Origin of the sequence: Kitasatospora gansuensis, from assembly GCF_014203705.1 — a bacterium.
GTDB classification, from domain to species: domain Bacteria; phylum Actinomycetota; class Actinomycetes; order Streptomycetales; family Streptomycetaceae; genus Kitasatospora; species Kitasatospora gansuensis.
The window spans coordinates 5,368,504-5,380,796 of sequence record NZ_JACHJR010000001.1 but is presented as its reverse complement, the minus strand read 5'-3'; the positions used below and the strand labels follow the sequence as shown (position 1 = coordinate 5,380,796).

Genomic DNA, 12,293 nt, shown 5'->3' with positions numbered 1-12,293 from the left:
GCGCTCGCTCAGCGGTACGTGGTGAGGTGCACCGAGCCCGTCACCTCGACCGGGTCGGGCAGTTCGGCGAGCGCGGCGGCCAGCCGGGCCGGGTCGGTGTGCCAGGCGTTCGGGCCCATCGCGACCACCTCGTGGGCTTCGGCGTGCGAGAGCCGCAGCCGGAACTCGACCTCGGTCCGGTCGGTACGGGTCAGCCAGGGGCTGAGCTTCTCGTCGGTCCGGCGCTCCTTGTCCTCGTCCACCGAGAGCAGCCCCAACGCGTCCACCAGTTCCCGGAGATGACGGGAGGTCGGCGAGACCAGCAGCATCCGGCCCCCCGGGCGGAGCACCCGGCGGATCTCGGGCCCGTTGCGCGGCGCGAAGACGTTGAGCAGCAGCTCGGCGGAGCCGTCCAGGAGCGGCAGCGGGCGCCAGGCGTCGCAGACCAGCGCGCCGATCCGGGGGTGCGCCTTGGCCGCGCGCCGGAGTGCGAACTTGGAGATGTCCAGCGCTGCACCGACCCCACCGGTCCGGTCCAGTACGTGGGCCAGGTAGTAGCCGGTGCCCGCACCGAGGTCGGCGACCAGACCGTCGCCCCGGAAGGCGCCGGCGGCCGCCTCGGCCAGCGCGTCGGCGATCGGGCGGTAGTGGCCGGCGGCCAGGAAGTCCCCCCGGGCGGCGACCATCCCGGCGGTGTCGCCGGTACCGGTGTGCGCGTCACCGGCGAGCAGGCTGACGTAGCCCTGCTTGGCCTGGTCGAAGCTGTGGCCCGCCGCACAACGCAAGGTCCGGCCGTCCAGGGTCAACGGCCGGACGCAGTGCGGGCAGGCCAGGTAGCGCTCGATGTCCTGCAACAACGTGGGTGGTCCTCGCCGGAGTGGGGGTGGACCACCAGGCTACTCAATCAGCTTCGCCCTCTTCGCCGTCGTCCTCGCCGCTGACCTCCTCGTCCTCGGGGTCGTCGACGATCCAGCCGGCCAGCCGCTCGGCGACTCCGCTGACGCCGAGCTTGCCCTCCCGGATGGCCCGGGCCAGGCTGCGTACCTCGCGGGCGGTGGTGGCGACGGTGCAGCCGCTGGCCACCAGGTAGGAGTAGGCGACGGCGGTGGCGAACAGCTCGTTGGTCCGCTCCAGGGCAGGAACGCGGATCAGTTGGTGCATCAGGGCCGCGGCGCGGTCCTGCGGCTCGGGGTAGACGGCGATGTCGAAGATCTCGGCCTGGTGCCGGGCAACCGAGGCGAGCAGCGAACCGTAGTCGGTCACCTGCGGGTCGCCCGGGGTGTACTGCTCGGCTGTCATGAGCAGCCAGGACAGGTCTACCTCAAGCTTCAACGGCGCACGTCCTGAAGCTCGGCGCCGCGCTCGAACTCGGCGAGGAAGGCGGTCTCGTACTCCTTCATGAACTGCGCGGCGGTGTCGACGAACAGTCGCCCGGCCTCACCCATGTCCTGCTGTACGAGCCGTTCGATGTACTGGTTCATGCTGATCCCCTGCTGCTCGGCCCGCTCCCGGGCGATTTCGGCGGTCGTGGCATCCACCCTGACGTTCAGCTGCTTTTTGGCCATGCTTCACGCTAGCGCCGATGTGCTAGCACAACAAGGGCGCATTCCGGTCTCCGCACTCCCTTACCCGCGCGCGGGCCGGTTGGCACCCCGACGGCCCGGTGTTTCCGAGCTCGGTATGAGGTCAGGCCCGTCGGTGGCTCAGTGCTGGTCGCCCTCGATCCGGCCGCCGAGCGCCCGCGCGGTCGGGGCGAGTTCGCGCCAGTGGCGGGTCAGCAGGGCGAGCGCCAGCGTGAGGTAGACGTAGCCGAGCAGCAGGCGGGCGTTCTCGCCGGGCAGCACGAACTGCACCACGAACAGCCCGAACAGCAGCCCCGCCTTCCACGGCAGGAAGCGCAGGTCGAGCAGCAGCACCACCGCGAGCACGGTCTGCGCCGCCGTCAGCATCACCTCGTCCACCTGACGCTCCACCAGCGGCAACGACCAGCTGCCACCGCCCGCCGCGTACGCGAGCGGCAGACAGGCGATCAGCAGGGTCCACTGGTTGACCTTGCTGGAGAGCAGCGCACCGAGGCCGTCGTCGCCGCGCAGCCGCCAGGCGAACACCACCGCCACGATCAACTCCGGCGCCTCGGAGGCCAGCGGGGCCAGCCACTGCACCAGCAGGAACCGGTCGATCCCGAGCGAGGCCCCCGCGTCCACCAGCGAGGTCGCGAACGGCTCCGCACACGCCAACACCACCGCCGCGGCCGCCGCGAACACCAGCACCGTCGTCATCCGGCGCCGCCGGGTGGGCAGTTGGGCCAACCGGGCCGGCACCCCGATCAGCTCCTCCTCGTCGGTCTCGCTGCACCGCCCGATCCGGAACAGGTAGTAGGCGTACCAGGCGATCAGCACCACCGCCACCGCCCAGGAGATCTCCCTGGTCAGCGGCATCACGAACGCGAGCAGCGCCGCCGCCCCGAGGAACGCCACGTCGATCCGCCGGTGCTCCCGCAGCACCACCCCGGGGCGCACGCCCGCCCGCCGCGCCGCGAAGTACGCGGCGAGCGCCACCAGCGGCCACCCCACGCCCACCAACAGCCTGTTCGCGCCGGTCATGTTGGCAGCGGCGTACGCCGCGTACTCCGGCCTGCTGCCCGCCGTGTACGCGAACCACAGATCCACCGCGTACTCCGGCAACACCGCGATGAACGCCAGCAACGCGAGCGCCAACGGCCCCGCGATGTCCGCCCGCGCCGTCTCCGCCGCCCACATCAACAGCAACGCCGCCGACAGCACCCCCAGCCCGAACACCGCCATCCCCACCACCGGCTCCGAATGCACCCCCGCCACCCGCAACACCACAGCGGGCGCGGCCCCGCCCCGGCCGCCCCGAGCCGCAGAACGGTGATCCGCACGGACGGCGGAACGGCTGACGGCGGATCGGAGACCATCCCCGCAGGCTAGGGTGTGCGTCTTTCACCCGGCGCCCAACGGCCCGGGCAGAAGGCGACCTCTACCCGATCGGGCTCACCCTGAGGCGAGTACACCTCATCCGGGGCCCCTCAGATGGTCCATAAGAGCGTTGAGATCAGCTCTGTCCATCCCCCACGGGGCCACCTCCTCTTCCGGATCGGCAAGCTCGCGCACCGACGGGTCATCCAGGATGCTGGCCATGAAGTTCAGCTTGTGTCCAAGGCGCTCATGAATGACCTCATCAATCGTCCCGCTGGCAACCAGCACGGTGATCCGCGTATGGGTGTCGGCAGTGAGACCGAGTCGGTGGATGCGGTCAAGACTCTGCAGGAAGCGGCCTGCCGCGAAGTCACGATCCACGTAGATCGCGTCGTGGCAGACGTGATGGAGGCTGATCCCCTCTCCCAGCGTCGCGGGGTTGGACAACAGCACCATGCAGTCAGGGTCCTGGCGGAACCTGCGAATCTGCTCGTCACGGTCTGCTGTTCCGCCGTGCACGATCGCGGGGTTGAACTTGGCAAGCGCCCCGCCGAGTGTCGTGAGGTTCCGGACAAACGTCGACCAAACCAGCGTCTTGCGCCCTTCTCGAGCATTCTCCGCAACCGTCCTGAGCACGGCCTCGTACTTCGGTGACGTCTCGTACTGCGGTAGGTCCCGCAGGAGTTCACTCAGCCGGCTGTCAATGGGCAGCCTGAGCGGCGGCACTTGGAAGGGCAGCGGCTCGAAACGGTCCAGCCCCTTGGCCAGCAGTGCCGGGCTCGTACTCGCCATCATGAGGTAGACGAGTACCTTTCCGAGCCGGGCGAGCTCCTCCTGCTCGGCGAGGTCTCCCCCCACCGCCTCGCCGCGGAGTGCCGAGTACAGCTTGCGGTGAGCCGCCGGAAGGTCGACGTAACGAGCCCGGATATCGACCGGCGGCAGGCCGAGCTCCTTCTTCGTTGTCCTGGTAAACAGCGGCCGGAGCACCTTGCTCGCGTGCACCAGATCGCCGCCGGCCACTGCTTTGTCGACCGCCCGCCGACCGTGGCCAGGCCAGACGAAGGAGAGCAGACTCTCAAGATCCTTGGCACCATTCGGCGCTGGTGTCCCGGTCAGGATCAGCCGGTGATGGGCAAGCGGGCCAAGCGCCATGCACGTAGAGCCGTAGGTGCCTCTTACTCCGAGTTTCATCCGGTGCGCCTCGTCCAGGACCATCAGCGTAGGTACGGCGCTCATCCAGTCCGCGAGTTCCGCCTGATAGCGGTAGAGCCGCTCGTAGTTCACCAGCAGGACCTCAGCCCCCTGGTCCGGCCGGCGCTCGAACAGGCTGATCCGGAGCGGCACCGTGAAGCAGCCCTCGCTTTCCTCCCGCCATGCCTCATAGGCAGACTTGGGGCTGACAACGAGAAGACGTCTGACCTTCCCCTCCTCCCGCAGGGCAGCGTAAACCGCCATCGCTGTACGGGTCTTGCCCGCCCCGGGCACGCTGAAGTTCGCTCCGTGCCTGATCGACAACAGCTTCGCGATGTCGCGCGTCTGGAACTCGGTGAGCGGTGCCTGCCAGGCAGCACCAAGCCGGGGCGCCACCTCGTGCGGGCTGACCTCGCCCGCCACTTCCATGCCCTGGCGGCCGGCATCGAGACGGCTCTCAACAGCCTGCGCATCCCGCACCGATCCCTCGGCCAGCGCTCTCAAGTCAGCGTCGAAGGAGACTGCCGCCAGGTCAGGCCACTCGTTGACGAGCGTCAGATGGGCGAGGAAATCCTCAAGATCGACCTCGGCGGCGAGCTTCCCCCGCTGGCTGCCGGAGCTGTACCGGGCAGCCAGCTTGACCAAATCCGAGTAGCTCGCCTGATCCGTCCTCAGCACGACCTTGGTCCGGGTCTCGTCGAAACCGAGGCGCAGCGGGGATGGTGCGGAAGAAGTCACGTCTGGTCCTCGCTGGCCCGGATCAGCCACGTCATGCCGTCACCCGACCGGGAGACACCGCGGCTGGCCTGCCGTGCCAGCTTGACCAGACTGGACCTCATCCGCAACAACGCCTTGTCGAACCCGTCCTGGTCCAGGCTGCCGCTCGCCAGCGCCTGTGCCAGGTCGTGGACGCTCTGATCGATAGCCGCCGTCGCATCGTCGAGCCTTTCCGCCGTGGTCTGCTGCACCCGCTTGAGCCGGTCGTCCCGGTCTGCCGCGTCCAGAGCACGCCGCATGGCCTTCCGGGCGGTCACCACCTCCTGGCGAGCGGCTTCGCGGATCTCGACTGGCAGGTGGCGGGCCGACTCTGCGGCCTTGGCCTGCAGGATGCGGTCCGTGACGCTCCGGGCCTGCACCACAAATCCGGAAGGAGCCGCCACTGAGACGCTCAGACCCGCGATCGCGATAGGCGCAGCGTCCGGGCGAGCGCCATTCTGAGAGAAGCTCTCGGGGAGCACCTTGTCCAGGTAGTCCCCCTGAAAGCCGTCACTGATCAGCCGGGTCCTTGTCTTCGCGAAGTCGAGAACGATGGCAGCCATCCTGTTCTCCTTGATCTGCTCGGCCATCTCCCGGCTGGTGGCCTCTGCCTTGACGTAGTTCCGGTGCAGCTCCTTGAGGTTCTCCTGGTGACCCTCAAAGTCGGCGAGACTCAGCTGAACTCCCTCAGGCGTCCGACTGCGCGTGATCATCTCCTGGATCACCCCGAGGATCCAACGCTCTTGCCTGAACGTCTTGAGCTGGATATGGAAGGAGCGGGCAATATCGACCGCGGCCCTTCCGCTCAGCTCCTGCTCCTCCATTGCCAGGAGGCGGTTGATATAGGAGTAATCGCGCCTCTTGTCCGGTCGAAGCTGCAGCGCCAGCTCGACAGCATTGATGTCGTCCCAGGTGAATGACTGCGGCAGGACACCAACCCGGATCGACGGCCTGTTCAGGTTTCTCAGGGCGGCAGCACGGGTGTTGCCGTTCACCAGGATGCCCTCGTGGGTGATAAGCCCCGGCTCCTGCTGATCCACCGTCTCCAGACTGGCCCGCAGTGCTTCGAACTCAGGATCTGTTTCGTCCGGACTGGCCGGCTTGCCGACCAGCAGGCGGTGCAGGTACTGCTGGCTTTCATCAGCCCATGGCTGAGTCGCCAGACCCTCGGCAAGCACCGGGTCATGGGACATCTGCGCCCGGATCCGGTGAGTGGCGGGATTGTAGTAGAGGATCCGCAGCGGTACGTCAATCACTCCGACATGAAGCGGACGGCCATTCCACTCAACCGTGACCGTCTCCCTCGGCCCGTCGCCATCGACAGCCTCCTTGAGCCGCCGTGCTACGAACTCGGCGTTCTCAGCCGCGTTCGGCGGGGACGCGAACTTCAGCATGGTCACACTTCTCCTCTGTACCCGGCCCGCTCCCGGACCTTTCACCACCGGCCTGTCAGGCCCTTCGGGCGCAAGAACGCCCAAACTCACCCCTGCGCTGAGCTGACCGCGTCTCGAACCACCTGACGCGACTCAGCCGGCAGAGTACGGTACTCACCCCACAGCCGCTCCATCATGCTGAAGTCCCGGTGGTCAGCCGCCATCCACTGGCCGAAATGGTCCCGCTCGATCCGGCTCATCTGCCTCAGACCAGCCAGAAGAGCCTCCAAGTCCACTACTCCGCCCCGACCGCCCACCCGGCATCGGCGGCACTCAGTGACCATCTCGGTCACCACGCCCACACCAGGCTTGCGGACGTCACGGCGAGCGATGTCCAGCTGAGCGGTCTCCACCCCGCCGTCGTACGCCTCGCCGGCCGCGATACCGCAGATGCGGCAGAGATGGCCGTCCACGTCAAAGATCTCACGACGCTGGGTGGCCGTGATGGCGGCAGCCGGCGTCTTGGCCCGCGACTGACCGGGCTTCCAGACCTCAGCACCCATCTCGACAAAACGGTGCTCGCTCGAGGTCAGGGTTGGATCCTCCCTATTGGTGGCAATTCTCCAACCTCGATCCCTGAGATCTCGCATGCGACGGTCGATCTGGGACACCTCGGGGAACGCCTCCCTGAGGTCGGTCTTCGTGAAGACCTCCCCGACCCCTACTTCAGCCACCAACCAGAGGGCACAGCGGACCATCGTCCCCCGGCCGGCATCCCGCCAGGACGGAATTTCCCCATTTGTCACTTTTTTATCCACCTCTCCTCGCATAGCGGCGCAGCGCACAGTGCGCCCATTGGAACCATAAAATCGGCGCATCCGCAAGGCGGATCCCCCTTGCGCAGCCAAACGCAAACAAGTAGCGCAGGCGGCGACCCAAACGCAAACACCCCGGCATCGAGATGCAAACACTTTTTCGAGGACAAATCGGCATGACCGGCCGTCCGGGCTTGCTCAAAGTGCAGGACTGTGCGGGATACTGGTTCGGATCGGGAAGCACTGCAGGCTAAGGGGGTTCCATGGGCGCTTTTGGGCGCGCCAAAACGGATTACTGGGAGGGGTGCACCCCTGCCCGCATCGCCTTTGTCGACGGGCTCAGGGGGCTCATCGATGTACTGGAAAATAAGAAGCACGAGAAGCGGGCTCAGATTCTCGCCATCCCCACCAGCACGCTGTCCTGTTACTGGAGCGGGCGCCGGGTTCCCAACCTTGCGACGCTCCGGGGGCTCCACGCTGCAGTCACCGCATCCGTCGGGCACGCCAACGTGCCCGTCACCCTCCAGGAGCTCGAACAGCGCCGGATCACTGCCGCTCAGCGAAGGTTCTCTTCGGTGACGGCCACCCCAGCGCCGAAGGACGCCGCACCTTCCGTCTCCACGGCAAGCACCGGCGCAGGACCGGCGCAGGACCGGCAGGGCGCGGCAGACGCCAGCATCCGCCAGGTTCTTGCCGATCTGGGCACAGCACACGCCGCCGGAGACCGGCGGAGCGTCATCACCATCGCCTGGTCCGCCAACAAAACCCTGACACCAGGCGAGATCGGCACGGTCGTGACCACCCTGCACGCCGATGGTGATGCCGACCTCGCCGAGGCCGTCCTGCTCGGCGGCCGGGACCGCTCTACCGCAGACACGATGCGTCTGGCCCTGGCCTTGATCGACCAGGGGCTGGCCCCAGCCGCTGAGCAGCTCATGCAGGCAGTCCTGCCCACGCTGGCGCACTGACCAGCCCAAAGGCAAGAAATCGTTCATCCGTATGCCGGTCGAACATTCACTTCCATCTTCCCTGTCAGGAGAATCAGAACCGATGAGCAACGCCGACCGTCAGGCCGAGAGCTGGATCGAGATCACGGCTCGCCTTGAGCAGACCCAGAGTGTCGAACCCACGATCTACGCTGACGGGGACTGGTCCATCATCGAGCGCACCACACTGACCGTGACGCGGAGCGGAAGCGCCGATACCAACCCCACGGACAAGGCGTCCTGACTCAGCGTCATATCGGCTTTCGGGCCGGCTCGGTTGGCCCTCAGGCCGGCCGGAGGCAACGGTGCCTTCAGTGTGGCAAAAGGGGCGGTGCGCACAGGTGTGCGCACCGCCCCTTTTGCCACACTGGCCTATTCGCCGATCGGCTCCAGGATGGCCACGCACTCGAAGTGGTGGGTCATCGGGAAGAGGTCGAACGCCCGGAGCGAGACCGGCTGGTAGCCGCCCTCGCGGAAGAAGGCGAGGTCGCGGGCGAGGGCGGCGGGGTCGCAGGCGACGTAGGCGATCCGGCGGGCGGAGAGGCCGGCCAGGTGGGCGACGGTTTCGCGGCCGGCGCCCGCGCGGGGCGGGTCGAGGACGATCAGGTCGGTGGAGGTGATGCCGGTGCGGGGCAGCAGGGTCTCCACCCGGTCGTGCTCGATCCGGACGTTGTCGAGGGTGGCCAGGTTGTGGCGGGCGTCGACGACGGCCTGCTTGCTGGACTCGATGCCGAGGACGGCGCCCTCCTCGCCGACCCGGTCGGCCAGCGCGCCGGCGAACAGGCCCACGCCGCAGTAGAGGTCGAGCGCGCTCTCGCCCCACTGCGGGTCGAGGCCGTCCAGGACGGCGCCGACCAGGGTGTCGGGGGCCTCCGGGTGGATCTGCCAGAAGCCGCCGTTGGAGACCCGCCAGGTGCGGCCCGCAGCCCGCTCACGGACGAAGGAGCGGCCGTGCACCTTGTGGATCAGGTCCTGCTCGTCGACCCGGGAGATCGAGACCGGCTTGTCGAGCTCGACGATCGGGAGCTGGGAGCCGGGCGTCGGGGTGATGATCACCTGACGGTCGGAGGAGCCGGCCGCGGCGATCACGTCGATCGAGCTGATGCCGGGCCAGGTCCTGGCCTCGACGCCGAGCTCGGTGACACCCTCGGCGGCGATCAGGCAGCGGTCGACGGGCTCCAGCTCGTGCGAGCGGTGCCGGCGCAGGCCGACCTTGCCGGTCGCCGGGTCCACCGCGTACTGGATCCGGGTGCGCCAGGCCGGGACCTCGCCGGCCGGGAGCTTGCCGCCGACCGGTTCGACGGTGCCGTCCCAGCCGGCCTCGGCGGGGGTCAGACCGCCCAGCTTGGCGAGCTGCTCGGTGAGCACCGCGACCTTGAGCTTGCGCTGGCCGCCGGGGGTGACGTGCTGCCAGTCGCAGCCGCCGCACTTGCCGGGGCCGGAGAACGGGCAGGGGGCGGCGATCCGGTCCTTGGCGGGCTCCAGGATCTCCACCGCGTCGGCGCGCAGGAAGCGGGATTTGGTGGTGCCCTCGGTGACCTGGACGATCGCCTTCTCGCCGGGCAGCGCGTGCCGGACGAAGAGCACCCGGCCCTCGTGCCGCGCGACGCAGTGGCCGCCGCCGTGCGCGACCGCGCCGACCTCGACCTCGTAGCGCTCGCCGACCAGCGGGTCACCGGCCGGCACCCGGGGGGTGGACGGTGCCTTGGTCGAACGCTCGGTCTTCACCGGACGGGCGGCCCGGGCGGCGGGCGTGCCGGTGCGGGCGGTCTTCGGGGGGCGCGCGGTCTGCTTCTTCGCGGCGTTGGCGGCAGCGGCGCCGGCCGCGCGCTTGGACTGCGGGCGCACCTCGGGCTCACCCGGCGCGAGCGGCGCGGTCTGCGCCGTGAAGCCGTCGCGGTCGGTCGCCTCCGGGCGGACCGGCTTGGCGCCCCAGCGGGGCCGGGCGACCTGGCCCGGCTTGCTGCCGGACTTGCCCTTGCCCTTGCCGGTACGGCCGGAGCCGGAGGAGCGGGGCGGGTTGTTGGGGGTCACGAGTCGGCGTCCTTGCTGGGGTTGCTGGCGTTACTGGCGGATGCGGAAGTCCTCGACTCTACGCGCTGCGGCCGGGGCTCACCGCGCCGGACGGCGCCGGGAGCGGACCAGGCCTTCTGCGGCTTGCGCCGTTCGGAGGACTCCAACTGCCAGGGTACGGAGGTCACCATCACTCCGGGCTTGAACAGCAGCCGTCCCTTGAGCCGCAGTGCGCTCTGGTTGTGCAGCAGGTGCTCGTACCAGTGCCCGACCACGTACTCGGGGATGTAGACCGCGACCACGTCGCGCGGGCTGCTGCGGCGCAGGTTCTTCACGTAGTCCAGCACCGGCCCGGTGACCTCGCGGAACGGCGAGTCCAGCACCTTGAGCGGCACCTCGATGCCGCGCTCGTCCCACTCGCGGCGGAGCGCCTCGGTGTCCGAGGGGTCCACGTTGACGGTGACCGCCTCCAGGGTGTGCGCCCGGGTCAGCCGGGCGTACGCCAGCGCGCGCAGGGCGGGCTTGTGCAGCTTGGAGACCAGCACGATGGCGTGCACCCGGGTGGGCAGCACCACGTCGTCCGGCTCCTCGGCGGCGACCAGCTCGCGGGAGACCCGGTCGTAGTGCTTGCGGATCGCCTTCATCATCACGAACAGCACCACCATCGCGGCGATCGCGATCCAGGCATGGCCGATCTTGGTGGCCAGCACCACGATCAGCACCGCCATGGTCATCACCAGGCCGAAGGCGTTGATCGCCCGGCTGCGCTGCATCTGCGCGCGCTTCTTCGAGTCCTGCTCGGTGCGCAGCAGCCTGGTCCAGTGCCGGATCATGCCGGACTGGCTCATGTTGAAGGAGACGAAGACGCCGACGATGTACAGCTGGATCAGCCGGGTCGGGTCGGCGTTGAACGCCACGATGAACAGGATCGCCGCGCCCGCCAGCAGGATGATGCCGTTGGAGAACGCCAGCCGGTCACCGCGGGTGTGCAGCTGCCGGGGCAGGTAGCGGTCCTGCGCCAGGATCGAGCCGAGCACCGGGAAGCCGTTGAAGGCGGTGTTCGCGGCCAGCACCAGGATCAGCCCGGTGACGGCGGCGATGAAGTAGAAGCCCGGGGTGAAGTTGGAGAACACCGCCTCGCTGATCTGCGCCAGCGCGGTCTTCTGGTGGTAGTCCGCCGGGGCGCCGACCAGCTGGCTCGGCTCCTCCGCCATCTGGGCGCCGGTCAGCCGGGCCAGGTAGATGATGCCCATGAACATCACGACCGCGAAGACCGCCATCATCAGCAGCGTGGTCGCGGCGTTCTTGCTCTTCGGCTTGCGGAAGGCGGGCACACCGTTGCTGATCGCCTCGACCCCGGTCAGCGCGGCACAGCCCGAGGAGAACGCCTTGAGCAGCAGGAACACCAGCGCGAACCCGGCCAGCCCCTCGTCACCCGGCAGCGCCTGCAGCTGGAACCCGGCGCTCTCGGCCGGCATGTCGGAACCGAAGAACACGTCCCGGACCAGGCCGTAGCCGATCATGCCCGTGATGCCGAACATGAACGCGTACGTCGGCACCGCGAACGCGCCGCCGGACTCCCGGACCCCGCGCAGGTTCATCCCCATCAGCAGGATCACCAGGGTGATCGAGATGCCCATCTCGTGCCCGCGCAGCGACGGCACCGCGGACACCACGTTGGCCACGCCCGAGGTGGTCGACACCGCCACGGTGAGCACGTAGTCGACCATCAGGGCACTGGCCACCACCAAGCCGGAGTTCGGCCCGTGGTTGACGGTGGCGACCTCGTAGTCGCCACCGCCGCTCGGGTACGCGTGCACGTTCTGCCGGTACGAGGCGACCACCGCGAGCATCACGACGGCGACCACGATGCCGATCTGCCAGGAGAAGTGGATCGCCGAGACACCCGCCACCGACAGGGTGAGCAGGATCTCCTCGGGCGCGTACGCCACGGAGGAGAGGGCGTCGGAGGCGAACACCGGCAGGGCGATCCGCTTGGGGAGCAGGGTCTCCCCGAGCTTGTCGCTGCGCAGTGCGCGGCCGATCAGAATGCGTTTCGGTAGGTCAGCAGGCATAGGCACGTTAAGGAATCGTAGGGGGTCGCCTCCGGAACGACGCCCTCTGGTGGCCCCTTTGTCGGGACTGTGTTCGGTGGAGGGACTAGCGTGTCGGATGATGAGTGCGCGGGAAACATCGAGAACACCCCGCGCCACACGGTGCCGAGGAGTCGGCGAACTGTCC

At 68.5% G+C, this 12,293-nt stretch carries 11 protein-coding genes; 2 read left to right on the top strand and 9 right to left on the bottom strand.

Features of this window, described 5'->3' with window-relative positions; genetic code table 11:
* Window positions 1-8: 8 nt before the first annotated feature.
* From F4556_RS24045 to F4556_RS24015, 7 genes are all read right to left on the bottom strand, one after another.
* A complete protein-coding gene (locus F4556_RS24045) occupies window positions 9-836 on the bottom strand; it encodes a putative RNA methyltransferase (protein WP_184919429.1) in 828 nt (275 codons plus the stop codon).
* 43 nt (window positions 837-879) lie between these two features.
* Window positions 880-1,311 (bottom strand): fic family toxin-antitoxin system, toxin component, encoded by a 432-nt coding sequence (locus F4556_RS24040; protein WP_184919427.1) that lies wholly within the window; start codon window positions 1,309-1,311, stop codon window positions 880-882.
* Window positions 1,308-1,544: a toxin-antitoxin system HicB family antitoxin gene (locus tag F4556_RS24035; protein WP_057238448.1), complete on the bottom strand. Its 237-nt coding sequence runs from the start codon at window positions 1,542-1,544 to the stop codon at window positions 1,308-1,310. The genes F4556_RS24040 and F4556_RS24035 overlap by 4 nt, the downstream gene beginning before the upstream one ends.
* A 138-nt stretch (window positions 1,545-1,682) precedes the next feature.
* A complete protein-coding gene (locus F4556_RS24030) occupies window positions 1,683-2,738 on the bottom strand; it encodes a calcium:cation antiporter family protein (protein ID WP_246511746.1) in 1,056 nt (351 codons plus the stop codon).
* A gap of 276 nt (window positions 2,739-3,014) precedes the next feature.
* Window positions 3,015-4,847 (bottom strand): DEAD/DEAH box helicase, encoded by a 1,833-nt coding sequence (locus F4556_RS24025; protein WP_184919425.1) that lies wholly within the window; start codon window positions 4,845-4,847, stop codon window positions 3,015-3,017.
* Window positions 4,844-6,259, bottom strand: a complete 1,416-nt coding sequence (locus F4556_RS24020; protein WP_184919423.1) for a transcriptional regulator — start codon at window positions 6,257-6,259, stop codon at window positions 4,844-4,846. The genes F4556_RS24025 and F4556_RS24020 overlap by 4 nt, the downstream gene beginning before the upstream one ends.
* Window positions 6,260-6,345: 86 nt before the next feature.
* Entirely contained in the window at window positions 6,346-6,972 is a 627-nt protein-coding gene (locus F4556_RS24015) for a KpnI family restriction enzyme N-terminal domain-containing protein (protein ID WP_313068553.1), read from the bottom strand.
* 344 nt (window positions 6,973-7,316) lie between these two features.
* Between F4556_RS24015 and F4556_RS24010 the strand changes: the two genes are divergently transcribed.
* Both F4556_RS24010 and F4556_RS24005 read left to right on the top strand, forming a co-directional pair.
* Window positions 7,317-8,021, top strand: coding sequence for a hypothetical protein (locus tag F4556_RS24010; protein WP_184919422.1), 705 nt, complete (start codon window positions 7,317-7,319; stop codon window positions 8,019-8,021).
* Between the two features lie 82 nt (window positions 8,022-8,103).
* Entirely contained in the window at window positions 8,104-8,283 is a 180-nt protein-coding gene (locus F4556_RS24005; RefSeq protein ID WP_184919420.1) for a hypothetical protein, read from the top strand.
* 128 nt (window positions 8,284-8,411) lie between these two features.
* Here the strand turns inward: F4556_RS24005 and F4556_RS24000 are convergent, their stop codons facing one another.
* Window positions 8,412-9,767 carry a class I SAM-dependent RNA methyltransferase gene (locus tag F4556_RS24000; protein WP_376775799.1) on the bottom strand — a complete coding sequence of 452 codons (1,356 nt, stop codon included), beginning with the start codon at window positions 9,765-9,767 and terminating at the stop codon, window positions 8,412-8,414.
* 302 nt (window positions 9,768-10,069) lie between these two features.
* The gene (locus tag F4556_RS23995; protein ID WP_184919418.1) at window positions 10,070-12,127 is read right to left on the bottom strand and encodes an APC family permease; all 2,058 of its coding nucleotides are present in this window, start codon (window positions 12,125-12,127) and stop codon (window positions 10,070-10,072) included.
* Window positions 12,128-12,293: the final 166 nt, after the last annotated feature.

Bases quoted from the DNA above. Each gene is read 5' to 3' on its own strand.
- F4556_RS24035 (WP_057238448.1), bottom strand. From the start codon at position 1,544: ATGGCCAAAAAGCAGCTGAACGTCAGGGTGGATGCCACGACCGCCGAA.
- F4556_RS24010 (WP_184919422.1), top strand. From the start codon at position 7,317: ATGGGCGCTTTTGGGCGCGCCAAAACGGATTACTGGGAGGGGTGCACC.
- F4556_RS24005 (WP_184919420.1), top strand. From the start codon at position 8,104: ATGAGCAACGCCGACCGTCAGGCCGAGAGCTGGATCGAGATCACGGCT.
- F4556_RS24030 (WP_246511746.1), bottom strand. From the start codon at position 2,738: ATGTGGGCGGCGGAGACGGCGCGGGCGGACATCGCGGGGCCGTTGGCG.
- F4556_RS24020 (WP_184919423.1), bottom strand. From the start codon at position 6,259: ATGCTGAAGTTCGCGTCCCCGCCGAACGCGGCTGAGAACGCCGAGTTC.
- F4556_RS23995 (WP_184919418.1), bottom strand. From the start codon at position 12,127: ATGCCTGCTGACCTACCGAAACGCATTCTGATCGGCCGCGCACTGCGC.